20 protein-coding genes are annotated in these 24,593 nt (G+C 72.0%); 10 read left to right on the top strand and 10 right to left on the bottom strand.

Annotated elements, in window-relative coordinates; genetic code table 11:
* Positions 1-11: 11 nt before the first annotated feature.
* Positions 12-1,367 (top strand): carotenoid oxygenase family protein, encoded by a 1,356-nt coding sequence (locus tag ABD419_RS08330; protein WP_344484342.1) that lies wholly within the window; start codon positions 12-14, stop codon positions 1,365-1,367.
* 32 nt (positions 1,368-1,399) lie between these two features.
* Here the strand turns inward: ABD419_RS08330 and ABD419_RS08335 are convergent, their stop codons facing one another.
* Entirely contained in the window at positions 1,400-2,914 is a 1,515-nt protein-coding gene (locus tag ABD419_RS08335) for a helix-turn-helix domain-containing protein (RefSeq protein WP_344484345.1), read from the bottom strand.
* Positions 2,915-3,043: 129 nt separating this feature from the next.
* On the opposite strand from ABD419_RS08335, the gene aceA reads away from it, so the two are divergent.
* Positions 3,044-4,363 carry an isocitrate lyase gene (gene aceA / locus ABD419_RS08340; protein ID WP_344484348.1) on the top strand — a complete coding sequence of 440 codons (1,320 nt, stop codon included), beginning with the start codon at positions 3,044-3,046 and terminating at the stop codon, positions 4,361-4,363.
* Positions 4,364-4,450: 87 nt separating this feature from the next.
* Complete coding sequence (aceB, locus tag ABD419_RS08345) at positions 4,451-6,067, top strand: malate synthase A (protein ID WP_344484351.1); 1,617 nt, start codon at positions 4,451-4,453, stop codon at positions 6,065-6,067.
* 148 nt (positions 6,068-6,215) lie between these two features.
* Here the strand turns inward: aceB and ABD419_RS08350 are convergent, their stop codons facing one another.
* The 4 genes from ABD419_RS08350 to ABD419_RS08365 form a co-directional block, all read right to left on the bottom strand.
* Positions 6,216-8,258 carry a helix-turn-helix transcriptional regulator gene (locus tag ABD419_RS08350; protein WP_344484353.1) on the bottom strand — a complete coding sequence of 681 codons (2,043 nt, stop codon included), beginning with the start codon at positions 8,256-8,258 and terminating at the stop codon, positions 6,216-6,218.
* A gap of 67 nt (positions 8,259-8,325) precedes the next feature.
* Entirely contained in the window at positions 8,326-8,535 is a 210-nt protein-coding gene (locus ABD419_RS08355) for a hypothetical protein (RefSeq protein ID WP_344484356.1), read from the bottom strand.
* Positions 8,536-8,596: 61 nt separating this feature from the next.
* Complete coding sequence (locus tag ABD419_RS08360; RefSeq protein WP_344484359.1) at positions 8,597-9,481, bottom strand: poly(ethylene terephthalate) hydrolase family protein; 885 nt, start codon at positions 9,479-9,481, stop codon at positions 8,597-8,599.
* 78 nt (positions 9,482-9,559) lie between these two features.
* Positions 9,560-10,594 carry a hypothetical protein gene (locus ABD419_RS08365; protein WP_344484362.1) on the bottom strand — a complete coding sequence of 345 codons (1,035 nt, stop codon included), beginning with the start codon at positions 10,592-10,594 and terminating at the stop codon, positions 9,560-9,562.
* A gap of 292 nt (positions 10,595-10,886) precedes the next feature.
* Here ABD419_RS08365 and ABD419_RS08370 point away from each other — a divergent pair, with 292 nt between their 5' ends.
* Positions 10,887-11,447: a gluconokinase gene (locus tag ABD419_RS08370; protein ID WP_486327372.1), complete on the top strand. Its 561-nt coding sequence runs from the start codon at positions 10,887-10,889 to the stop codon at positions 11,445-11,447.
* A 44-nt stretch (positions 11,448-11,491) separates the two neighbouring features.
* On the opposite strand, the gene ABD419_RS08375 is transcribed toward ABD419_RS08370, so the two are convergent.
* Together ABD419_RS08375 and ABD419_RS08380 are read right to left on the bottom strand one after the other, a co-directional pair.
* Positions 11,492-12,682 carry a M20 metallopeptidase family protein gene (locus tag ABD419_RS08375; RefSeq protein WP_344484368.1) on the bottom strand — a complete coding sequence of 397 codons (1,191 nt, stop codon included), beginning with the start codon at positions 12,680-12,682 and terminating at the stop codon, positions 11,492-11,494.
* 131 nt (positions 12,683-12,813) lie between these two features.
* Positions 12,814-14,592, bottom strand: coding sequence for a bifunctional metallophosphatase/5'-nucleotidase (locus ABD419_RS08380; RefSeq protein ID WP_344484371.1), 1,779 nt, complete (start codon positions 14,590-14,592; stop codon positions 12,814-12,816).
* A 206-nt stretch (positions 14,593-14,798) separates the two neighbouring features.
* Between ABD419_RS08380 and ABD419_RS08385 the strand changes: the two genes are divergently transcribed.
* The 5 genes from ABD419_RS08385 to ABD419_RS08405 all read left to right on the top strand — a co-directional run bounded on the left by ABD419_RS08385 (position 14,799) and on the right by ABD419_RS08405 (position 18,625).
* A complete protein-coding gene (locus ABD419_RS08385) occupies positions 14,799-15,797 on the top strand; it encodes a 2-dehydropantoate 2-reductase (RefSeq protein WP_344484373.1) in 999 nt (332 codons plus the stop codon).
* 92 nt (positions 15,798-15,889) lie between these two features.
* On the top strand, positions 15,890-16,243 hold the full coding sequence (locus ABD419_RS08390; RefSeq protein ID WP_344484375.1) for a YbaB/EbfC family nucleoid-associated protein: 354 nt from the start codon (positions 15,890-15,892) through the stop codon (positions 16,241-16,243).
* Complete coding sequence (locus ABD419_RS08395) at positions 16,244-16,564, top strand: type VII secretion target (RefSeq protein ID WP_344484378.1); 321 nt, start codon at positions 16,244-16,246, stop codon at positions 16,562-16,564.
* On the top strand, positions 16,561-17,586 hold the full coding sequence (locus ABD419_RS08400) for a hypothetical protein (protein WP_344484381.1): 1,026 nt from the start codon (positions 16,561-16,563) through the stop codon (positions 17,584-17,586). Before ABD419_RS08395 ends, ABD419_RS08400 begins: the two co-directional genes overlap by 4 nt.
* A gap of 109 nt (positions 17,587-17,695) precedes the next feature.
* Positions 17,696-18,625 carry an aldo/keto reductase gene (locus tag ABD419_RS08405; RefSeq protein ID WP_344484384.1) on the top strand — a complete coding sequence of 310 codons (930 nt, stop codon included), beginning with the start codon at positions 17,696-17,698 and terminating at the stop codon, positions 18,623-18,625.
* Positions 18,626-18,659: 34 nt separating this feature from the next.
* On the opposite strand, the gene ABD419_RS08410 is transcribed toward ABD419_RS08405, so the two are convergent.
* The 3 genes from ABD419_RS08410 to ABD419_RS08420 are packed head-to-tail and all read right to left on the bottom strand — an operon-like array spanning position 18,660 to position 22,044.
* Entirely contained in the window at positions 18,660-19,727 is a 1,068-nt protein-coding gene (locus ABD419_RS08410) for a HAMP domain-containing sensor histidine kinase (protein WP_344484387.1), read from the bottom strand.
* Positions 19,724-20,392, bottom strand: a complete 669-nt coding sequence (locus ABD419_RS08415; RefSeq protein ID WP_344484390.1) for a response regulator — start codon at positions 20,390-20,392, stop codon at positions 19,724-19,726. Before ABD419_RS08415 ends, ABD419_RS08410 begins: the two co-directional genes overlap by 4 nt.
* Positions 20,393-20,403: 11 nt before the next feature.
* Positions 20,404-22,044: a serine hydrolase domain-containing protein gene (locus ABD419_RS08420; RefSeq protein ID WP_344484393.1), complete on the bottom strand. Its 1,641-nt coding sequence runs from the start codon at positions 22,042-22,044 to the stop codon at positions 20,404-20,406.
* Between the two features lie 258 nt (positions 22,045-22,302).
* Here ABD419_RS08420 and ABD419_RS08425 point away from each other — a divergent pair, with 258 nt between their 5' ends.
* Positions 22,303-24,543 carry a rhamnogalacturonan lyase family protein gene (locus tag ABD419_RS08425; RefSeq protein ID WP_344484396.1) on the top strand — a complete coding sequence of 747 codons (2,241 nt, stop codon included), beginning with the start codon at positions 22,303-22,305 and terminating at the stop codon, positions 24,541-24,543.
* Positions 24,544-24,593: the final 50 nt, after the last annotated feature.

Raw genomic sequence — 24,593 nt, forward strand, 5'->3', positions numbered from 1 at the left:
AGGGAACCCCCGTGCACCTCACCCGCTACACCCGCGGCAACTTCGCCCCCGTCACCGAGGAGACCACCGCCTTCGATCTCCCGGTCACCGGCGCGATCCCGACCGACCTCAACGGCCGCTACCTCCGCATCGGCCCCAACCCCCTCGGCATCGAGGACCCCGCCGCCCACATCTGGACGCTCGGCGAGGGCATGGTCCACGGCGTGCGCCTGCGCGAGGGCCGCGCCGAGTGGTACCGGAACCGCTGGGTGCGATCGGCGTCCGTCGCCGACCGCCTCGGCGAGCCCCGCCGCGGCCGCCCCGTCGACGAGCGGTTCGACTTCGCGCCGAACGTCCAGGTCGCCGGGCACGGCGGCCGCGTCTACGCCCTCATCGAGGGCGGCCTCGCGCCCTACGAACTCACCCCGGAGCTGGAGACCGTCGGCCCGTGCGACCTCGGCGCCACCGCCGAGGGATTCAACGCCAACGCGCACACCAAGTTCGACCACCGCACCGGCGAGATGCACTCGCTCGCGTTCCGGTACGGCGCCGACTTCCTCCAACACATCGTCTTCGGCGCCGACGGCATCGTGGTCCGGACCGAGAACATCCCCGCGCCGACCTTCCCGTACCTGCACGACTTCGGCCTCACCGAGCACTACGTGCTGGTCTACACCTCGCCGATGGTCTTCGACCCTGCGCTCCTCGCCACCGGCGTCCCGTTCGGCTGGAACGAGGACCTGCCGACGCAGCTCGGCGTCATGCCCCGCGAGGGCGGGCGCGTCCGCTGGATGGACCTGCCGCCGGGCATGGTCGGCCACACGCTCAACGCCTACGAGGAGGACGGCGCGATCGTCGCCGACGTCGTCGTCCACCCCGGACGGTTCGAGGTGATCGACATCGGCGCCGGCCGCCCGGTCCTGGAACGCTGGACCGTCGACCTCGCCGCGGGCAAGGTCCGCACCGAGCTCCTCCACGACCGGCCCCAGGACTTCCCGCGCCTGAACGCCCACTACGCCGGCCGCCCCTACCGGTACGGCTACTCGGCCTCCACCGAGCTGTACGCGCCCGCGAGCCCCCTCGACCCCGACCGGCCCGACGAGGGCTTCTCCAACGCCGTCCTCAAGCACGACCTCGTCGCCGGCACCACCGAAACCCACGAGTTCGGCCGCGACGCCGCCGCCGGCGAGACCGTGTTCGTCCCCTCCGCGACCGCCGCCGCCGAGGACGACGGCTACAACCTGCTCTTCGTCCACGACCCCGACCGCGGCGCCGCCGACCTCGTCATCCTCGCCGCCCAGGACTTCACCGGCGAACCGCTCGCCCGCGTCCACCTCCCCGCGCGCGTGCCCCTCGGCCTGCACGGCAACTGGATCCCCGAACGCTGACGCGCGCCCGCCCGGCGGACCGCCGGGCGGGCTCAGCCCTTGGAGTGGCGCTCCAGGAACTGGTAGACCTCGGTCTCGTCGACGCCGGGGAAGGAGCCCAAGGGCATCGCGGCCAGCTGGGAGCTGGCGGCGCGGGCGGTCGGCCACACCTGGCCGGCCCAGGCCTTCGAGAGCTGGCGCGGCGGGTTCCGGCAGCAGTCGGGGTCGGGGCAGCGCGAGACCGAGCGGGCCCGGGTCTCCTTGCCGCGGAACCACTTCGCCGACTCGTACGGGACGCCGATCGAGAGCGAGAACAGGCCGTCGGCGCTCCGCTCGGTCCGCGCGGTGCACCAGTAGGTGCCGGTCGCGGTGTCGGTGTACTGGTTGAACGCGTTGAACTTGTCGGGCACGTCGAACACCTGGCGGCTCGTCCAGTACCGGCAGATCGACTGCCCTTCGATCGCGCCCGTCGGGTCGGCCGGGAACGCGACGTCGTCGTTCTCGTACGCCTTGAAGATGATCCCCGACTTGTGCACCTTCTGGAAGTGCGTCCTGATCCCCAGGTGGTGCGTGGCGAGGTTCGTGAACCGGTGCGCGGCCGCCTCGTACGAGACCGCGAAGTTGTCCCGCAGGTCCTCGACCGCGACCTCCTTGTCCGACATGGCGCTGCGCAGGAACGCCACCGCGCTCGACTCCGGGATGAGCAGCGCCGCCGCGAGGTAGTTCGTGGACACCCGCTGGCCCAGGAACTCCAGGTACGTGCGCGGCACCTCGTGCTCCAGCACGTAGCTCGCGAGGGCCTGGAGCAGCACCGTGCGCGGGTCGTGCGAGCCGGTGCCGACCTGCGTCAGGTAGATCCGGCGGTGCTTGAGGTCGGTGACCGAGCGGGTCGAGTGGGGGAGGTCGTCGACGTGGTGCAGCGTGAACCGCAGGTGCGCGGCGAGGTCGGCGATCTGGTGCTGGGAGAGCGGCCCGCCCGAGTAGTCGACCTTCCCCAGGAGCGTGCGCGCCTCGGCCTCGATGTCGGCGAAGTAGTTGTCCTTGTCGCGCATCCGCCGCCGCAGCTCGGTGTTCGCCCGGCGGGCCTCCTCGGGCGTCGCCGTGTGGAGGTTGACCTGGCGGTCCACCTCCCGGTGGAGGCCGACGAGCGCTTCGAGGGCCTCGGTCGGGATGCGCGTCGAGGGCTTCACCGAGGGCAGCCCGAGCGACCGGTACTGACCGCTTCGCTGCGCTCTTTCCAGTTCGATCTCCAGCGCGACCCGCCGGTTCGGGGGCTCGGCGCCGAGGAGCTCGTCCGAAGAAACGCCGAACGCCTTCGCGAGGGCCCGGAGCATCGACAGCTTCGGCTCCTTCTTGCCGTTCTCGATGAGCGACAGCTGGGAGGGCGCCGAGCCGACCGCCGCGCCCAGGTCCTCCAGGCTCATCTCGCGCTGTTTGCGCAGGTGCCGGATCTGCTTGCCGAGGCTGATGAGGTCCACCGAGACGTCGTCGGCGGACAGCTCGGCGGCCTCGGCCGCCCCCCAGGGGCGGTGCGGGGCGTCGGAGGGGCGCTGCGGCAGGTTCGTCATTTCCTCAGTATCGCGAAGAAACGCGATTCTTTCCACCCGGAACCGCTCCGCAGGCGTGAGAAGACGTGAAAGATTTCAGCTACCTGCAAGTAACGACCGCTGCGGCGGTCCCGACACTCGGAGCCGACGATGTCCGACACGCACCGCGACCCTCAGGCGCTCGACGCCCAGCTCGCCGCCGAGCGCCTCTCCATCGAGTGGGCCTCCGACCCGCGCTGGGCCGACACCGTCCGCGACTACAGCGCCGCCGACGTCGTGCGCCTGCGCGGCCGCGTCACCGAAGAGCACACCCTCGCCCGCCGCGGCGCCGAGCGCCTCTGGACCCGGCTCACCGAGGACGCCGCCACCGGCGGGTACACCCACGCGCTCGGCGCGATGACCGGCGGCCAGGCCGTCGAACAGGTCAAGGCCGGCCTCCACGCGATCTACCTCTCCGGCTGGCAGGTCGCCGCCGACGCGAACCTCGCCGGCCAGACCTACCCCGACCAGTCGCTGTACCCGGCCAACTCCGTCCCGCAGGTGGTGCGCCGCATCAACAACGCGCTCATGCGCGCCGACCAGATCGAGGCCGCCGAAGGCGTCCAGTCCGTCGACGACTGGCTGGTGCCGATCGTCGCCGACGCCGAGGCCGGCTTCGGCGGGCCGCTCAACGCCTTCGAACTCATGAAGGGCATGATCGCCGCGGGCGCCGCCGGCGTCCACTGGGAGGACCAGCTCGCCTCCGAGAAGAAGTGCGGCCACCTCGGCGGCAAGGTCCTCATCCCGACCGGGCAGCACATCCGGACCCTGAACGCCGCGCGGCTCGCCGCCGACGTCGAGGGCGTGCCCAGCGTGGTCGTCGCCCGCACCGACGCCGAGGCCGCGACCCTCCTCACGTCCGACGTGGACGAACGCGACCGCGAGTTCCTCACGGGCGACCGCACTCCCGAGGGGTACTACCGCGTCACCAACGGCATCGAGGCATGCATCGCCCGCGGCCGCGCCTACGCGCCGTACGCCGACCTCCTGTGGATGGAGACCGGCACGCCCGACCTGGAGGCGGCCCGCACGTTCGCCGAGGCGATCAAGGCCGAGCACCCGGACCAGATGCTCGCCTACAACTGCTCGCCGTCGTTCAACTGGAAGCGCCACCTCGACGACGACACGATCGCGAAGTTCCAGCGGGAGCTCGGCTCCATGGGCTTCACGTTCCAGTTCATCACCCTCGCCGGGTTCCACGCGCTCAACCACTCGATGTTCGACCTCGCCCACGGGTACGCCCGCGAGGGCATGACGGCCTACGTGGACCTCCAGGAGCGCGAGTTCGCCTCCGAGGACCGCGGGTACACCGCCACCAGGCACCAGCGCGAAGTCGGCACCGGCTACTTCGACCTCGTCACGTCCGCGCTCAACCCGACGGCCGAGACGCTCGCGCTCGCCGGCTCCACCGAGCAGGGCCAGTTCCACTAGCGCTTCGCGCACAATAGGTCCAGCTGCCCAGCGACCAGTCCGTCCGGGCGGGGCTCCGGCCCCGCCCAGCCATATTAGGAGAAACCAGTGGTCATCGCTTCAGAGACCCGCACCGACGCGGGGATAACGGTCAACGGGCCCCGCGTCGAGCGCGAGGACGAGGTCCTCACGCCCGAGGCGCTGTCGTTCGTCGCCGCCCTGCACCGGAAGTTCGCGCCCCGCCGCCAGGAGATCCTCCAGACCCGGCAGCAGCGCCGCATCCGGATCGCCAACGGGGTCGACCCCGGCTTCCTCCCGGAGACCGCCGACGTGCGCGACGACTTCTCCTGGAGCGTCGCCACCCTTGCCCCCGGGCTGGAGGACCGCCGCGTCGAGATCACCGGGCCCTGCGACCGCAAGATGACGATCAACGCCCTCAACTCGGGCGCGAAGTGCTGGATGGCCGACCTGGAGGACTCCTCCACCCCCAACTGGCACAACGTCGTCGACGCGCAGCTCAACCTGCGCGACGCCATCGAGCGGCGCATCGACTTCACCAGCGACCAGGGCAAGGAGTACCGGCTCGCCGGCGAGAGCCTGACCGACCTGCCGACGATCATCGTGCGCCCCCGCGGCTGGCACCTCGCCGAGCTGCACGTGCGCGTCGACGGCCTGCCCGTCGCCGGGTCCCTGGTGGACTTCGGGCTGTACTTCTTCCACAACGCGCACCGGCTGCTCGAACTCGGCCGCGGCCCGTACTTCTACCTGCCGAAGCTCGAGTCCCACCTTGAGGCGCGCCTGTGGAACGACGTGTTCGACACCGCCCAGGACCTCCTCGGCATCCCGCGCGGCACGATCAGGGCCACCGTCCTCATCGAGACCATCACCGCCGCGTTCGAGATGGAGGAGATCCTCTACGAGCTGCGCCGCCACTCCTCCGGCCTCAACGCCGGGCGCTGGGACTACATCTTCTCGGTCATCAAGAACTTCCGCGAGCGGGGCCCGCGCTTCGTGCTGCCCGACCGCGACCAGGTGACGATGACCGCGCCGTTCATGCGCGCCTACACCGAGCTGCTGGTGCGGACCTGCCACCGGCGAAGCGCCTCCGCGATCGGCGGCATGGCCGCGTTCATCCCCAGCCGCCGCGACCCCGAGGCCAACGCGGTCGCCCTGGAGAAGGTCCGGGCCGACAAGACCCGCGAGGCCGACGACGGCTTCGACGGCTCCTGGGTGGCCCACCCCGACCTCGTGCCCGTCGCGACGGCCGTGTTCGACGAGGCCCTCGGCGGCCTGCCGAACCAGCTGGACCGGCAGCGCGAGGACGTGGTGCCGAACGCCGCCGCGCTCCTCGACGTCGCCGCGACGCCCGGGGACATCACCGAGGGCGGTATCCGCAAGAACCTCGAAGTGGGCGTGCGGTACATCGAGTCCTGGCTGCGCGGCGTGGGCGCCGCGGCGATCAACAACCTCATGGAGGACGCCGCCACCGCCGAGATCTCGCGCTCGCAGATCTGGCAGTGGATCAACGCCGGCGCCAAGACCGACGAGGGCCGCACCGTGACCCGCGCGTGGGTCGAGCAGCTGCTCAAGGACGAGTTCGCGTCGCTCCAGCGCTTCGAGGGCGACCGCTTCGACGACGCCCTGTCGGTCTTCACCGAGTGCGCGCTGGGCGAGGACTACCCGACGTTCCTCACCCTGCCGGCCTACACCCGGTTCCTCATCTGAGGACCGACCCCCTCGGCCGACCCCGCCTGCTGGCGCGCGGGGTCGGCCGATTCTTTGTTTGATAGATATATCGAAGTCGATGTAGGAGCCCCTGGTTCTCCGGGGGCTCGAACCATGTCGCGCCGAAGGCGCTCACTTCAGGGCGGCCTCAGGGGGTGTCGGCGACGAGGCGTGCGAGTTCGACCCGGGAGCGCACGCCGAGGGCTGCGAAGATGTTGCGCAGGTGGTGGTCGACGGTGCGGACGCTGAGCGAGAGCGATCGGGCCACCTCGCGGTTGGTGGCGCCGGTGGCGACGAGGCGGGCGATCCGCAGCTGGTGCGGGGTGAGCCCGGCGAGCGCGCCGGGCTCGGCGCGGCCCCGCCCGCCGGTGGCGCGCAGCTCCTGGCGGGCCTGCTCGGCCCAGGTGGCCGCGCCGCAGCGCTCGAAGCCGTGGAGGGCGTCGCGCAGGACGGCGCGGGCGAGCAGCGGGCGGCGCCGGCGGCGGAGCCACTTGCCGTAGTGGAGCTGGGTGCGGGCGCGTTCGAAGTCGCCGGTGCCGCTGGGATGCAGGCGGATCGCGTGCAGGAAGTGGGCGTCGATCGTCTCGGGCGGGGTGCCGGCCGGGGCGGTGAGGGCCTCGACGCGCGCGAGCTGGGCGCGGGCCGCGTCGTCGAGTCCTGAAGCGGCCCAAGCCTGCAACTCGGCGAGGACGGTGCGGGCCTCCTGCTTGCGGCCGGAGAGCGCGGCGGCCTCGGCGAAGCAGGGGAGCAGCAGGTGCCGGACCGCGAAGTGGCCCTGGCGGACGAGGCCCGCGAGCCGCGCGGCGGCCGCATCGGGCGCGCCGCGGGCGAGATCAGAGCGGGCGAGTGCCCATTCGGCGAGGGCGGCGGTCTGGTTGAGGCCGCAGCGCCGCGCGGCGGCGAGGGCGGCGGTGGCGTGGGCTTCGACCTCGGCGGTGTCGCCCTCGACGGAGGCGGAGAGGGCGAGGACCGCGCGGTGGTGGGCGGCGGTGTTGGCGCGGCCGGTGCGGAGCGCGGCGTCGAGGCCTTCGCGGGCGTGGGTGCGGGCCCGGGCGTGGCGGCCGGCGCGCATCTCGGCGTAGGCGAGGTATTCGAGGGCACGGGCGGTGAGGTCGGGCCGGTCGCGGTCGCGCGCGATCGCCAAGGCGCGCAGGCCGATCCTGCACGCGGCGTCGGCGTCCCCGAGGAGGAGCGCGGCGGCGGAGGCGCGGTGGAGGGCGTCGGGGCTGTCGTCGGCGGCGGCCGCGACGCGCCGGAGCGCGGCGATCGCGGGCCCGGGGGTCTCGTGGAGGAGCGCCGTGAGGCCGCGGAGGTAGTCGGCGAGCTGGGCGTCCGGGTGGCCGCCCGGTGCAATCGTGCCCGAGGGGTCTGACGGGTTGCGGCGCAGGTGAAGGTGATGGTTGTTCGGCTTCGGTGTCGCCCCCGCTTTCATGGTGCCAGGGAGGTCTGACAGTGCGGTGTTCGACAGTGCGGCGTTCGACAGTGTGGTGTTTGACGGTGTGGCATTCGACGGTGTGGTGTTCGACCGCGTGCCGGGGTCGGCGGAGGCGGACATCGCGGCCAGGGCGCTTTCGAGGGCGGCGGTGCAGGCGGCGCGGTCGCCTGCGGCCCAGGCGGTGTCGGCGGCAGCGGTGTGGGCGGTGAGGGCGAGGTCGGGGGCGGTGGGCGCGGCGAGGACGGCGGCGAGGGTGAAGGAGGCGTAGGCGTCGCCGAGAGGGCCCTCCGCGAGGGCCCGGCGGCCGCGTGCGAGGGCGGCCCGGGCGGCGTGCTCGGCGCTGCCGGTGGCGACCCGGAGGGTGACGGTGGTGTCGGCGCGGGTGGCCTCGTGGAGGAGGTGGGCGTCGGCGGCGGTGACGACGAGGGCGAGGCTGCCGTCGTCGAGGCGGCGGAGGGTCGCGGAGAGTGGGTCGGGTGCGTCGAGGACCGGGGGAGCGGGCGGGTTGACCGGTGCGGCGTGGTTCGTTTCGGGGGCTGGTGGGTGGGACTGTGCGCCGCGGTTCGGTTCGGGGGTCGGCGGGCGGGGCTGCGCGGTACGGAGGCGGGGCGGGGAGGTCGGTTCGGCCTGGTGAGCACCGGTCCTGCCGGTCCGGGCTCCCGGGGGCGCGGCGGGTTCTGGGGCGGCCGGGCTCGGACCGGTTCGCCGCGCGGGCGACGCCGCCCGGGCGGGGTGCTCCGGTGCGCGCCGTCCCATCCGTCCATCGTACAAAACCGACCAGTCGGTTTGGAAGGGGTGAACTGATGTGGATCGGTCGGAACTTTCAGGTGCGGTGGTCCGGCGCGGTCGGCATCATCGTCGTGGCGGTGGCGGTGGCGGTGGCGGTGGCGGTGGCGGTGGCGGTGGCGGTGGCGGTGGCGGTGGCGGTGGCGGTGGCGGTGGCGGTGGCGGTGGCGGTGGCGGTGGCGGTGGCGGTGGCGGTGGCGGTGGCGGTGGCATCACGCGACTGACCAGGTCCCGCAGTCGCCCGCACGGACGGTGAACCGCCCCGGCCTGTTCCCAGGCCGGGGCGGTCGGTGGTGGCGTGTGCTCCGTTAACCCAGCGGGCAGGTGCCGCGGGACTCCTCGATCGCCGATCCGGTCGGGACCGGGCAGAGGAACTGGGTGAAGCGGGTGTCGTCGTCGACCCAGCGCTTGAGCCAGGAGATCGAGTACTTGGCGATGGTGGTGTTCGAGCTGTTGGGCGCGAAGTGGCTGGCGCCGTTCAGTTCGATGTACATCTTCTCGGCCGAGCTGGGGACCGTGTTGTAGAACGGCTCGCTGTGCGAGCCGACCGGGGCCACCGTGTCGGCCTCGGCGCCGAAGATCAGGGTCGGGGTGCTCACCGACGACCAGGTCTTGGTGGTGTGCCAGGGCGTCATCGGGATGCTCGCCTTGATGTCCGGGTTCTCGCGGGTGGCTTCGAGCGACCCGCCGCCGCCCATCGAGTGGCCCATGACGGCGAGGCGGTCCCCGTCGATGCGGGTGCGCACGCTGCTGTCCTCGACGAGGTAGTCGAGGGCGGCCTGGAGCTGGTCGGCGCGGCTGCCGGGCTGGTCGTAGATCGAGTTCGTGTCGATGGTGAAGACCACGAAGCCCTGCGAGGCGAGCCGCGGCCCGAGCCACGAGATCGTGGACTGCGTGCCGGTGAAGCCCGGGACGATCACGACGGCGCCGAAGGTGCCGTCGGCGGTGCTGGTCGGGTAGTAGATCGTGCCGCCGCCGAAGCCGCTCACGAGCGAGGAGACGCTCGTGCTCGACGTCGAGTACGAGCCGCGGAGCGCCTCGATGCTCGAGTTCGTGGGGTTCGGGCCGCGCTCGTACGGGTTGTCCTGCGCCACTGCCGCACTGGGGGCGACGGCGACGGCGATGCCGACCGCGGCGGTCAGCACCGCGGTGAGCACGGCGGCCAGCGGCCCCCGCTTCCTGGTTGACTGCATGTTACGTCCTCCTCGACGAAGCACATCAAGTGATGGACGTAAATATCTACTGGTCCGAGCGGTTGTGCATCGGTGAAATCACCGGTCCTCGTCCCTTAATGCCCGCGCGGCCTCGATGGCGAGCTCCGCCTCGGCGGTCGCGGCCGCGTAGTGGAGGCGGCGCATGGAGCGGATCGCCGAGCGGATCTCCTGGAGGTAGCCGCTCGCGGTGTGCCGCTTGCGGAAGTGCGGCTCGGGGAGCGAGGCGGGGTCGACGCCGACGGTGTCGATGGTGACGCCGTACGGGAGCCCCATGTGGGCGATGGCGTCGCAGTGCTGGAACGCGGTGTACGGCGCCGAGGTCACCACCAGGACGGTGTCGCCAGGGGCGAGGTCGGCGATCTCGTCGGCCCAGAACCGGCAGGTGTCGACGGTGTCGGCGCGGCGCCGGTCGGGGACCGAGGACGGGGCGGCCACGGCGCGCACGGTCAGCGGCCCGGCCTCGTAGGTCGCGACCTTCCAGGAGCGGCCCGGTTCGCGGTGGGGGTCGCCGCCGGCGGCGAGGTGGGGTTCGCCGTCGAGGCCGAAGGCGCGCTTGAGGCTCGACTCGATCGCGTCGATCTCGAAGGCGCCGCAGTGGAGGCCGCTGAGGGCGGCCGCTTCGAGGTCGGCGGGGCCGAGCGGGCGGAAGCCGCCCACGCCGGTGACGTTGTCGGCCCCGGTGCCGTCGGCCAGGAGCTCGGCGGCGAAGCGGGTGCGGAACAGGCAGGAGGCGACGAGTCCGCCGAGGACGAGGACGTGCGTGTAGTGCTCCAGCCGCGGCTTCACCTCCGCGCCGAGCCCGAGGGCGAGCGCGGCCTCGGTGACGGCGCGCTCCTGCTCGGGGTCGAAGTGCTGCGGGGCGGTCTCGTGGCGTTCGCGGCCGGCCCGGAAGTCCCAGTGGACGGCGGAGAACGCTTCGAGGTACGCGAGGTCGGTGGCGGTCCCGGTTCCCGGGAGGGAGCCGCCGTAGTGACGCAGGAGTGCGGACATGGGTTCGGATTCGACCCAGGCGGCGACGTCGTCGAGGAGCGAGCGGGGACCTGAGTCCCTGCCGTCGTAGTGCGGCAATCGCACTGGTGCGAACTCGGGCATGGCTAGTCCGATCTGCGGTGGAGTCGCGGCCTTGTGAGCCGTGGTGGTGTTGGGGCTCATGCTAATCGGTTACTGCGTGTACTTCACTGTTCAGACCAGGCGAAACGCCGTGTCGTCGCCCAAACACGCCGCGGCCGTCAGTGGTGTGGCCCCGTGCGCGGCGTGAGATGGCGCGTTGCGCGTGTGGCCGCGGGTGTTCGGAGAGCGAACAGGTTGCGCCCCTTCCGGATGGAAGGCGCTGTCAGGGCTCCTAACAGTTGCCTCGGACTCGTGTCCGGCAAACATGTGAACGGTGTTAGGTTTCGTCGGGAACGGCTGCCTTTCGGCAGCGCATGCGACGACGAGGAGTGACATGGCGGCGACCTGCCTGGTGGTCATGGGTGTCTCGGGCTCGGGCAAGAGCACCGTGGCCGAGCTGCTCGCGCGGCGGCTCGGCTGGGTGTTCGCCGAGGGCGACGAGTTCCATTCGGCGGCGAACGTCGCGAAGATGCGCGCGGGCGAGGCGCTGACCGACGCCGACCGCGAGCCGTGGCTCGCCGCGCTCCGCGACTGGATCGGCGAGCAGGCCGACGCGGGCCGCTCGACCGTGGTCACCTGCTCGGCGCTGCGCCACCACTACCGCGACGTGCTGCGCGAGGCGAGCGCGCGCGTGCGGTTCGTGCACCTGGACGGGAGCCGCGATCTGATCGCCGAGCGCCTGGGCCACCGCAAGGGCCACTTCATGCCCCCGGCCCTGCTCGACTCGCAGCTGGCCGCGCTGGAGCCGCTGGTGGAGGGCGAGGACGGCATCAGGGTCGACGTCGCGCACACTCCTGAGGAGATCGTCGCGCAGGTCGTCGCGTACGCCGTGTAGCGCGGCGGGGGCGGGCCCGCGGGCCCGCCCCCGCCGTCGTGCGGCTAGCCGCGGTTCATGCGGCGGACGGCGAGCTCCGCGAGGAGCGCGGCGCCGTCGGCGAGGATCGAGTCGTCGAACGCGGCGCGCGGGGAGTGGTTGGAGGCGGCGTCCTTCGGGTCCGCCTTCACGGTGGCGCCGTAGAACATGTAGCTGCCGGGGACCGCCTGGAGGACCCGCGAGAAGTCCTCCGAGCCCATGACCGGGTCGGGCATCTCGGTGTAGCGGTCTTCGCCGAACACGTCCTTGACGGTCTCGGCGATGAACGCGGCCTCGTTCGCGTCGTTGACGGTGGCGGGGTACTCGCGCTCGAACCGCACGTCGGCGGTGAGGCCGTGGGCGGTCGCGATGTCCTCGGCGAGCTTCACCGACTCCTTCTCGACCTGCGCGAGCGCCTCCTCGGAGAAGGTCCGTACGGTGGCCTCGAACTTGGCGTTGTCGGGGATGATGTTGTGCCGGGTGCCGGCGTTGAAGGTCCCGACGGTGATGACGATCGGGTCCCACACGTTGAAGCGGCGGGTGACGAGGTTCTGGAGCGCGGTGATGATCTCGGCGGCGACCGGGATCGGGTCGAGGGTCGTGTTCGGGCGCGAGCCGTGGCCGCCCTTGCCGACGACGTTCACGAACAGGCCGGAGGACGCGGCCATCATCGGGCCCGGCTTGGTGGTGAACACGCCGCGGGGCACGGTGTCGGAGATGACGTGCAGCCCGTAGGCGGCGTCGACCTTGCGGCCGGCCGCTTCGAGGACGCCTTCGGCGATCATGTGGCCGGCGCCGTCCCAGCCCTCCTCGCCGGGCTGGAACATGAACACGACGTCGCCCGCGAGCTCGGCCTGGTGGGCCGAGAGCAGCTTCGCGGCGCCGACGAGTCCGGCGGTGTGGAGGTCGTGGCCGCAGGCGTGCATGGTGCCGACGTGCGTGGACACGTAGTCGGCGTCGTTCTCCTCGGTGACGGGGAGGGCGTCCATGTCGCCGCGCAGCAGCACGGCCGGGCCCGGCTTGCCGCCGCGCAGGACCGCGGTGACGGCGGTCGAGCTCTGCCCGAGGGTGATCTCCAGCGGCAGGCCCTCCAGCGCTGCGAGGACGGCCGCCTGCGTCTTGGGCAGGTCGAGTCCGATCTCGGGGATCTGGTGGAGTTCGCGGCGCAGCGCGATCAGGTCGCCTTCGATGGCGGCGGCCTCTTCCCGGAAGTCCATGTGCGCTCCTGGCATATTGGGTTCTCGTTGCTAGCCGGGCGGTCAGTTCGCCTGGTGGAGGCAATACTGCCACGTGCGGCGGGGGAACGTGAACGGCGCCGCGGCCGGAGCCGCGGCGCCGTGCGGACCTGCTAGAACACCGGCACGCCGTCGCGGGTGAGGACCCAGTCGACGGACGCGAACTCGGCGGGGTCGAGCGCGCCCTTGGCCGTCACCCACTCGATGATGCGGGTGCGGATCTCGATCGACTCGCTCCACAGCTCGGGCGCGGCGGCGACGTGCGGGAAGTTCCCGCCGCCGTTGGCGCGGTAGTTGTTGACGGCGAACACGAACTCCTGCGCGTCGTCGACGTCGGCGCCCGCGTGCTTGAGGTTCGCGATGCGCGAGCCGGCGGGCTTGGCGATGTCGATCTCGTACGTGAAGCCCGAGACGTAGTCGTAGTTGTAGTCGGGCCGTCCGCCCTCGTTGGTGATCGCCTCGGGGTCGACGGCCGCGCCCGCGGCGGTCTGCACGAAGTACTGCGCCGAGTACTCCAGGTACGCCCGGACCTGCGCGCCGGTCAGGAGCTTCGCGACCAGCGTGTTGTCGTAGATGTACAGGCTGGAGAGGTCCTTGATCTTGACGTCGCCCTGGGGGATCAGCGAGGTCCGCGAGAACGGCGACGCCTGCGAGACCACCGGCAGGCCGGCGTGCTCGGTCCCGGCGAGCGCGGCCGCGACCACGTCCTCCTGGACCTTGGTGATGAGGTCGATGATCGGCTCGTCCTTGTACCGGGCCTCGGCGGTGTCGAGGTCGATGGCGGCCTGGCCGACGACCTGGTTGACGTAGGCGACGACCTCGTCGTGCTCGTCGGTGAGGATCTCGGTGATCCGCTCGTGCTCGGCGACGGTGTTCGAGTTGAGGACCGAGGCGGCCACGGACTCGACCTGCCACTGCCCGCGCTCCCAGACCAGGTCGAAGTCGAAGCGGGTGAGGCGCTGGCCGTAGCAGAGCGGCTCGGAGAGGACGACCTCGCCGCCGTCGGGGCCGGTCACGCGGGTCTCGGGGATCTCGACGTGGGCGTGGCCCACCAGGATCGCGTCGATGCCGGGGACGGTCTCGGCGACGATCTTGGAGGCGTTCTCGATGCCCAGGCCCGTGGAGGTGTCGTAGGCGGAGGTCCCGGAGGTGCCGGAGTGGGCGGAGATGACGACGACGTCGACGCGCTTGTCCTCGCGCAGGTGCTTCACCCAGTGGGCGGCCTCGGTCTCCAGGCTGGGGAAGTCCAGGACGCCGTCGACGATCGCCTTGTCCCAGATGGAGACGCCGGGCGTGCACAGGCCGAGGATCGCGACCTTGACGTCCTTGCCGCGGGGGGTGCGCAGGCGCGCGATGTGGTACGGCGGGAAGGCGGGGCGGCCGGTCTCGGTGTCGATGACGTTGGCGCCCAGGAGGGGGAAGTCGAGCTGGGACTCGAACTTGCGGAGGGTGTCGAGGCCGTAGTTGAACTCGTGGTTGCCGAGCGCGGCGGCGTCGTAGTCGATCGCGTTCATGGCCTGGGCCATGGGGTGGACGGGGCCGCCGTCCTCGGCGATGGGGTCGACGCGCGCGTAGTAGTACGCGAGGGGCGTGCCCTGGATGGTGTCGCCGGCGTCGATGAGGATCGTGTTCTTCCTGCCGACCTCCTCGCGGACCTGCTCGACGAGGGTGGCGACGCGGGCGAGGCCGCGGGTGTTCCCGGCGGCGTCGCTGTAGGCGGCGTCCTTGAAGTAGTCCCAGTTGAAGACGTTCCCGTGGAGGTCGGTGGTGCCCATGACGGTGAACGAGTAGCGCTTGGCGGACTGCTTCGCCGCGGCGGGCGAGGCGGCGGCGACGGCGGCCGCGGCCCCGGCGGCCGACGCGCCGAGGAGGGTTCTGCGGTTGACGGGCATTCGGGGTTGCTCCTAACTCAGCACCGTGGATATGCGAGGGATGCCTGGAGTATGGCACTCGCCGATTCCACCTTCCACCGGGTGTCATCCCATGACCCCATCTTGAACGACGGATGTCGAACGTGCGACGAATCGGCGCGAACGGGCCCCGGATACCCCGTTCGGCGCGCTTTCCACGATGCGCCGCACGGCGATAGCATCCGGGGATGATCTGCGTCTACGGAGCCGGGAGCATCGGCTGCTATGTCGGCGGGCGGCTCGCCGCGGCCGGGGCCGACGTCGTGTTCGTCGGGCGCGAGCGCATCGCGGCGGAGGTCCGCGCGCACGGGCTCACCCTCACCGACCTCGACGGCGCCCGCGAGCGCGTCGAGGCCCCGCGCTACGAGACCGACCCGGCCGCCGCGGCCGGGGCCGACCTCGTGCTGGTGACCGTCAAGTCCGCCGCCACCGCCGAGGCCGCGGCCCGCCTCGCCCCGCGCCTGCGCCCCGGCACGCCGGTCGTGAGCCTCCAGAACGGCCTGCGCAACGCCCAGACGCTGCGCGAGGGCCTGGGGGCGGCCGAGGCCGTGCCCGGCATGGTCGCGTGCAACGTCGTCCACCAGGGCGAGGGCCGGTTCCACCGCGGCACCGCCGGCGGCGTCGAGGTCCAGGCCCACCCCGCGCTCGACGCCCACCTGGCCGCGTTCGACCGCGCGGGCCTGCCGCTCGCGCTCCACGAGGACCTGCTCGGCGTGCAGGCCGGGAAGCTGATCCTCAACCTGAACAACGCGGTCAACGCGCTCTCGGGCCTGCCGCTGCGCACCGAGCTGTCGCAGCGGGCGTTCCGGCGCGTGCTCGCGCTCGCGCAGCGGGAGGCGCTGGCCGCGTTCCGGGCCGCGGGGATCGCGCCCGCGAAGGCGGCGGGCGCCCCGCCGGGGCTGCTGCCGTTCGTCCTGGGCCTGCCCGACGCCGTGTTCGCGCGGGTGGCGGCCCGGATGCTCGCGGTCGACCCGCACGCGCGCTCCTCGACCTGGGACGACCTCGAGTCGGGCCGTCCCACCGAAGTGGACTACCTGAACGGCGAGATCGCGGCGCTGGCGGCCGAGCACGGCACGGCGGCGCCGGTGAACGAGCGGCTGACCGCGCTCGTCCACGAGGCGGAGTCGGGCGGGCGGCGCGACTGGACGGGCCCGGAGCTGCTTGCGGCCATGACGGTCCCTGACTGAGCGGCCCCGTTCAGGACAGCGCAATCTCCGGTTCACTCTCGTTGGCTAGCTTGACATCCGCACCAACGGCACCACCGCAGAAGGAGGACGATTTGCGCACGCCAGAAGAGATCATGCAGGACCTCGAGTCCCGCGTCGCGGTCATCCAGGAGCGCGCCGGCCGCGCCGAAGCGCTCCTCGCCGAATCCGCCGTCACCGCCGCCGACGAGGACGAGATCGTCACCGTCACCGTCAACGCCGGAGGCACCCTCACCGGCCTGCGCTTCTCGCCCCAGGCGCGCGGCCTCTCCGGCACCGGCCTCGCCGACCTGGTCCTGGAGGTCTACCAGCTGGCCCTCCAGGAGTCCGGCCGCAAGACCACCGAGATCATGTCGGGCCTCCTCGGCGAGGACTCCGAGGCCATGAGCGTCATCACCGGCTTCGCCTCGCCCCGGACGGAGCCGTAGATGGTCAACGTGGACCCCCAGATGCTGCGCGACCACGCGTCGCGGCTCATCAACGGCCCCATGCCGACGGTCGTGCAGGCCGCCGACGCGGCCAAGACCGTGCGCCTCGGCGACGAGAACGCCTACGGCATCGTCTTCGCGCAGATGATCCCGCCCGCCCTGGACCTGTTCCTCGACGACGGCACCGAGACCCTCGACTCGATCGACGACCTGGGCACCGGCTTCACCATGGCGCTCCAGGCCACCGCCCAGCACTACCAGACCGTGGACGAAGAAGTCGCCGCCGTCTTCAACGCACTGCTCAAGGAGCTCGGCCGGTGAACGCCGCGAACCCCCTCATCGTCGGGGAGACCCCGACCGTCTTCCCCCAGAGCGCCAAGATCTTCTACGGCGTCTACAAGGCCGGCCAGGCCTACGGGAACGCCATCACCCAGGGGCAGGTCGACGTCGGCGACATCGCCGCCTCGACCTTCTCCCTGGGCCTGGACGCGCTCTCGTTCATCTCCAACCCCTTCAAGCACCTCGTGCAGGCCGGCATCTCGTGGCTGTTCGAGCACGTCTCGTTCCTGCGCGAGCCCCTCGACTGGCTCGCGGGCAACCCGAACGCCATCGAGGGCCTCGCGCTGACGTGGAACAACATCTCGATGGCGCTCCACGACGCCTCGGAGGCCTGGGCCGCCGAGCTGGGGAGCATCGCCGACTGGGACGGCCAGGACGCCGACGCGTACCGCCAGAGCGCGGCGGCCTTCGGCGGGGTCATCGCCGGCGCCGCCGACGGTGCGAAGTGGACGGCGAACCTCATCACCGGCGCGGGCGTGCTGGTGGCGATCTTCCGCACGATGTTCCTGGAGATCATCTCCAACTTCATCGCCGAAGCGATCCTGTGGATCCTCAGCGCCCTCGCCACCGCCGGGTTCACCTTCGGCGCCACCGCGGCCGCCGCGATCGCCCGGGTCGTGTCCAAGGCCGTGTCCGTCTTCGCGAACCTGGTCGGCAAGCTCGGCCAGCTCATGTCGAAGCTCGGCCGCTGGGTGGCCTCGCTCCGCAAGTTCGGCACCCAGTCGACCGGCCTGAAGAAGTCGCTCGACGGCGCCACCGACCAGCTCCTCAAGGGCACCTCCACCGGGCTCATGCGCGGCGGCGGGAAGGTCATGGACGGGGCCTCGAACCTGCGCGGCCTCTCCAACGGCCCGCTGGCGAAGTCGCTCGACCCGCTGAAGAACAGCTGGAAGAACCCGATCGACAAGATGAAGACCATCAAGTACACCGCGAACTCCACCGCGGCCGGCGAGAACACCATCAGCCAGATGGAGAAGGACCGCCAGGCCAACGGAGGGCCGTGACGGCCGCGGGCGCGACGCACGCGAGCGCGTCGGCCGGGGCCCGCCGGCCCCGGCCGACGCGAATCCACGTCATTTATCGTTCAAGTGCAGGGTGTGGCAGGATGGCGGCATGAAGACGATCCCGATCCCCGACCACTCGCCCGACCCCACCAACGTGGTCCTCGGCCTCATGCGGATCGGCTCGCTCGACGACGACGCGATCCGCGGCCTCTACCGCGCCGCCCGCGACGCCGGGATCAACGCGTTCGACCACGCCGACATCTACGGCGCCGAGCGCCACCTGTGCGAGGCCCGCTTCGGCGACGCGCTCCGCCTCGGCGACGACGAGCGCGAGCAGATCGTCATCCAGTCCAAGGTCGGCATCCGCCACCCGTTCTTCGACTTCTCGAAGGAGCACATCCTCCGCTCGGTCGACGAGTCGCTCCAGGCCCTGCGCACCGACTACCTCGACGTGCTCCTGCTGCACCGCCCCGACACGCTCATGGAGCCCGAGGAGGTCGCCGAGGCCTTCGACGAGCTCGAGGCCGACGGGAAGGTCCGCACCTTCGGCGTCTCCAACCACACCCCGCTCCAGGTCGAGCTGCTCAAGACCGCGGTGCGCCAGCCCTTGGCGTACAACCAGGTCCAGCTCTCGATCACCCACTCGCCGCTCATCGCCCAGGGCGTCGCGGCGAACATGGCCGGCCTCGACCAGTCGGTCGACCGCGACAACGGCCTCCTGGAGTACTCGCGGATCAACCGCATGACCCTCCAGGCGTGGTCGCCGTTCCAGAAGGGCTTCTTCGACGGGATCTTCCTCGGCGACCGCGAGGAGTACGCCGAGCTCAACGACCTCATCGACGAGCTGGCCGCGAAGTACGGGGTCACCCCGACCGGCATCGCCGTCGCCTGGATCACCCGCCACCCCGCGAACATGCAGGTCGTGCTCGGCACGACCAACCCCGGCCGCGTCGCCGACGCCGCCGCGGGCTCGGAGGTCCCGCTGACCCGCGAGGAGTGGTACCGCCTCTTCATCGCCGGCGGCCACACCGTCCCCTAGGGGCCCGCGGCCCCTCGGCGATCGACGAATCCGCTCAAGGGGCGGCCGCCCCCCGACCGGCGCCCGGGGCGGCGCCCCTGGGCAGGGTCAACCGGAACCGGCACCCGGGCCCGCCCTCGACCAGGTCCACGCCTCCGCCGTGCGCCTGCGCGATCTGGCGCGCGATCGGCAGCCCGAGCCCGGTGCCCGGGGCCCGGTCGCCGCGCCAGAACCGCTCGAACACGCGCTCGCGGTCGGCCTCGGCGATCCCGGGGCCCTCGTCGGACACGGTGAGCACCACCGCGGTCGCCTCCAAGACCACCTCGATCCCGACGGCGGTCCCTTCGGGAGCGTGCTTGACGGCGTTCCCGACGAGGTTCCCGATCGCGCGCCGCACGCTCGGACCGTCTACGGCCGCTTCGGCACTCGCCGCGCCCGTCACCGCCACGGGCGCGGGCGCGAACTCGGCCGCGACCTCCCGCGCGAGGGCCGCCAGGTCCACCGGCCTGCGGTCGATCACGCGGGCCCGCCCGCGTGCGTCCACCAGCAGCTCGTCGACGACGTCCCGCAGCCGGTGCGCGGCGCCGCGGCTGCGCTCCAGCCCTTCGCGGTACAGCTCCAGGCTCGGCTCGGGGTGGGCGAGCACCACGTCCGCGCCGGTGATGAGGACCGCGAGAGGCGTGCGCAGCTCGTGGCTGGCCTCCTCGACCAGCTGCCGCTGTACTGCCGCCGACCGCTCCAGGCGGTCCAGCATCGAGTCGAACGCGGCCGCGAGCGCCACCGCCTCGGTGGTGCCCTCCGCGTTCCCCACGCGCAGGCCGAGGTCGGTGCCCTCGATGCGCTCGGCGGCCGCGCGGACGCGTTCGAACGGGCGCACCGCCCGGCCCGACCACCACCACGCGAGCGCCGCCGTCACCGGCAGCAGCAGGACCACGGTCAGCACCGCCCAGCCCGACGGCTCGACGCCGGTGCGCGAGACGGTGCGCTCGACGCCGTCGGCGCCGATCTCGCCGTAGGACTCGCGGGTGATCGCAGTGACCCCGAACGCCAGGACCACCGGCAGGTAGATCGCGAGGGACCCGGTGAGCGCCAGGCGGACCCGGAGCGAGCGCAGCGCCGTCACGCCGCCTCCAGCCGGTAGCCGACCCCGGTGACCGTCGTGATCGGACCGGGTTCGCCGAGCTTGCGGCGCAGGCGGCTGAGGATGACGCGCACGGAGGCGGTGAACGGGTCCGCCTGCGCGTCCCACACGTGCTCCAGCAGGTCCTCTGTGGACAAGGTCTCGCCGGGATGGTGCATGAAGTACCTGAGCATCGAGAACTCCCTCGCGGTCAGTTCGAGCGGTGCGCCGCCGCGCCAGGCCCGGTGGGCGGCGGCGTCGAGCCGCAGGTCGCCGACCTCCAGGACCGCGTCGCGCACGTCGGCGCGGCGGGTCAGGGCCCGCAGGCGGGCGGCCAGCTCGGCGAAGCTGAAGGGCTTGACCAGGTAGTCGTCGGCGCCCGCGTCGAGCCCGGCGACCCGGTCGTCGACCGCGTCGCGGGCGGTGAGGACGAGCAGGCGCCGGGGCCGGCGCAGGTGGGGGTCGGTCCCGAGCCGCCGCAGCAGTTCGAGACCGTCCCCGTCGGGCAGCCCGAGGTCGAGGCAGGCCACGTCGAAGTCGTTGGCGCACAACAGCTCTTCCGCTTCGGCTACCGTGGCCGCGAGGTCCACGGCGTAGGCCTCGTTCCGCAGGCCCAGCGCGATGACCGGGCCCAGGTCGCGGTCGTCCTCGACCAGCAGGATGCGCACGCCGACTCCTCTCAGCTCCGGCCGGCCTCGGCGGTCCCGGCCGGTCCGGTGACGGTCATCGCGTCGTCGGTGAAGACGACCTCGACGCCGTCCTCGACGTTGAACAGGTCGCGGCGGTACTCGCCGGCGGCGGTCGGCACCAGGGTAAACGTCGGCGGGCCGGTGTCGACGGCGAGGGCGCCGACGCCGCCGTGCTCGTCGAGGGCGTACCAGGCGAGCACCGTCCCGGCAGCGGTGGCGAGTTCGAGGTAGGTCCGCAGCTCGTCCTCGCCGGCCGTGCCGGCCAGTTCGACGGCCTCGACCGCGCCGATCTCGGCTTCGATCGCTGCAAGTTCCTCGCGTCCGATCTCGGTCTCGCCGTCGAGGAGGGCGAGGACGGCCGCTTCGTGGGCGGCGACGTCCTCCGGGGCGAAGTCGGGCGAGGCGAACATGGCGGCGACGGCGTCGGCCCCCTCGGCCGCGACTTCGAGGCCGTCCTCGGCGGCGGTCACGGTGTAGGACCCGCCGGTCGCGAGCGCGTACTCACCGGCGAGGGCCTGGAGTTCGGCGGGGTCGGCCTCGATGCGCGGTTCGGGTTCCGGCAGCGGTTCGCCGGCCGCGACGGCGGGGACGACGAGCTCGGCGAGCTGCCCGGCGTTGATCCGCTCGCTGTTGGAGGTGACGGCGATGCTCACGCCCTGGTCGGGGAGCCAGGTGGCGACGGCGTTGTGGCCGGTGTCGCCGCCGCCTCCGGAGGCGGTGACGAGCGGGACGCCGAAGACCTCGGCGCCGACCGAGACCCATCCGGGGATCTCGGCGGTGCCGTCGCCGTAGTCGAAGCGGGTCGCCTCCAGGGCCTCGACGGCGGCGGGGTCGATGACCTCGCCTTCGAAGAGCGCCTTGGTCCAGTCGGCGAGCTGCCCGGCGGTCATGGCGAGGTCGCCGTTGCCCTCCAGGGCCCAGTGCGGTCCGGCGAACTGACCGTTCTCGACGGCGGGCGCGCCGTCGACCTCGCCCATCGCGCGGGGTCCGGGGGCGGCGGGCTCGCCGTCCCAGAAGCCGCCGCCGAGGGTGAGGATCTCCTCGGCCATGTAGTCGCGGTAGGAGCCGGTGGCCTCGTCGACGATGAGCGCGAGGAGGGTGTATCCGGCGTTGGAGTACAGGAAGTCGGTGCCGGGTTCGAAGGCCGAGCCGAGGGCGCTCAGGTCCGCGACGGCCCGGTCGCGGTCGAGCGGGCGGTGGTCGCCGTCGCCGTGGTCGCCTTCGAGGCCGCTGGTGTGGACCAGGAGCTGCTCGACCGTGGCGTCGGCGGCGGGGCCGGTCAGGCCCGGCAGGAGCGCTCCTGCCGGGTCGTCCAGGGCGAGCGCGCCGTCCTGGGCGAGGTCGAGGATTGCGGCGGCGGTGAAGCCCTTGCTCACCGAGCCGATGGCGAAGACCGTGTCGTCGGTGTTGGGCGCGGTGCCGTCGGCGGTGCCGAACGCGGCCCGGCAGTCGGCGCCGCCGCCGGTGATCGCGACCGCGCCGCTGAATCCCGCGTCGGCCCACTTCCCGAGGGCGCTCAGCAGCTCCGGGTCGCAGGCCTCCTGCGCCGCGTGCGGGCCGGGGCCCTCCTCGACGGACGTGCACCCGGCGGCCAGCAGCCCCGCGGCGATGATCGTTGCAACTCGTCTCATGGCAGGGACGGTAGGGGCCGGGGTGTAAACCGGGGTTGAACGAGCCGCCGCGGCACCGCCGGGCACCGCCCAAGAAATTTATGAGCTTCGATCGATTGCCTTTGAAAGCGGATTCCTACTATAATTCTCCAAGACATTGAATCGATTCACTTCAATGTGTGAATGCAAGCGCACCGTGTCGACCCGGCATGCCCATGGTGCGCCGCTCCGCCGCGACCCGGCGGACTCCACCCTCACATCTCGACACGCGGAGCACTCATGCGTACATTCCGAAACCGGCGGCTGCGCAGCCTGTCGGTCCTGACGGCGGCCGCACTCGCGGCCGTGGCCGTCTCGGCGGTCTGGAACCCCGCCAACGCCGCCACCGTCCGCTACGAGGCGGAGAGCAGCCCGGCCGTGTGCAACGGCACGATCGACTCCAACCACACCGGCTACTCCGGCAGCGGGTTCTGCAACTCCAGCAACGCCGCCGGCGCCTACAACCAGTTCACGGTGAACGCCGCGGCCGCCGGGACGGCGAGCCTGGCGATCCGGTACGCCCACGGCGCCACCGACACCCGCTCGGCCGACATCGTCGTCAACGGCGCCACCGTGGCCGCCGCCAGCGCGTTCCCCGCGACCGGCGGGTGGACCTCGTGGTCGACCAAGACCGTCTCGGTGCCGCTGAACGCCGGGAGCAACACGATCCGGCTGTCGGCCTCCTCCGCGGCGGGCCTGGCGAACATCGACTACGTCGAGGTCACCGACGGCGCGCCGCCGCAGCAGAACGGCCGCTACGAGGTCGAGGAGCTGACGCGCGGCGTCACCGTCGTGCCCTCGGGCTCGGGCCGGCTGGTGTCCTGGCGGCTGCTGGGCACCGACCCCTCGAACGTGGCGTTCAACGTCTACCGCAACGGGACGCTGCTCAACAGCTCCCCGATCACCGGCGCCACCAACTACCTCGACACCGGCTCCTCCGGCACGTACACGGTCGCGGCGGTCGTCAACGGCACCGTGGGCGCGCAGGTCGGCGTGGAGGCGACGTTCAACTCCAGCGGCTACCTCGACATCCCGATCCAGCGCCCGGCCGGGGGCACCACGCCCTCGGGCGAGGCGTTCACCTACGAGGCCAACGACATGAGCGTGGGCGACCTCGACGGCGACGGGCAGTACGAGTACGTCGTGAAGTGGTACCCCTCGAACGCGAAGGACAACTCGCAGTCCGGGTACACCGGCAACACGATCATCGACGCCTACGAGCTGAACGGCACCCGGCTGTGGCGCATCGACCTGGGCCGGAACATCCGCTCGGGCGCGCACTACACGCAGTTCCAGGTGTACGACTACAACTCGGACGGCCGGGCCGAGATCGCGATGAAGACCGCCGACGCGACGGTCTCGGGCACGGGGCAGGTCATCGGCTCCTCGACCGCGGACCACCGCAACTCCTCGGGCTACGTCCTCTCCGGACCGGAGTACCTGACGATCTTCAACGGCCAGACCGGCGCCGCGATGGACACCGTGGACTACAACCCGCCGCGCGGCACCGTCTCGAACTGGGGCGACAGCTACGGCAACCGGGTGGACCGCTTCCTCGCCGGAACGGCCTATCTGGACGGATCGACGCCGTCGATGATCTTCGCGCGCGGCTACTACACGCGCTCGGTGATCTGGGCCGTTGACTGGAACGGCACCGACCTGTCGACCCGCTGGACGTTCGACTCGAACTCGGCGGGCAGCCAGTACGCCGGCCAGGGCGCGCACAGCCTCTCGATCGCCGACCTGAACGGCGACGGGAACCAGGACGTCGTCTACGGCGCCATGGCGGTCGGCGCGAACGGGCAGGCGCTGTGGAACACCGGGTTCGGCCACGGCGACGCGCTGCACGTCTCGGACTTCGTGCCGAGCCGCGCGGGCCAGGAGGTCTTCATGGTCCACGAGTCGGCCTCGCAGCCGTCCTCGCACCTGAACGGCTCCAACGGGTCGATCCTGTTCCAGACCGCCGCCAGCGGCGACAACGGCCGCGGCGTGGCGGCGAACGTCCTCGCCTCGAACCCGGGGGCCGAGTACTGGTCCTCGAACGTGAGCGGCCTGCTCTCGGCGTCGGGCGCGAACCTCGGGTCCAAGCCCGCCTCGTCGAACTTCCTGGCCTGGTGGGACGGTGACGGCGAGCGCGAGCTGCTCGACGGGACCGCGATCACGAACTACCCCTCGGGGACGCTCCTGACCGGCTCGGGCGTGGCGTCGAACAACGGCACCAAGGCCACGCCGAACCTCTCGGCCGACCTGTTCGGCGACTGGCGCGAGGAGGTGATCTGGCGGACCAGTGACAGCTCCGCGCTGCGGATCTACGCCACGCCGAGCGCCACGAGCCTGCGGATCGCGACCCTGATGCACGACATCCAGTACCGGGTCGCCATCGCCTGGCAGAACACCGCCTACAACCAGCCGCCGCACCCGAGCTTCTACATCGGCTCGGACGTCACGGCCTACCCCTGGCCCGACATCCGGGTCCCGTAAAGGATCGGCCCGAGGCTCCGGCGCTCTTTCCGGAGCCTCGGGAGTCGGTG

The sequence above is a fragment of the Glycomyces endophyticus genome (genome assembly GCF_039531525.1).
Classification (GTDB): Bacteria; Actinomycetota; Actinomycetes; order Mycobacteriales; family Micromonosporaceae; genus Glycomyces; species Glycomyces endophyticus.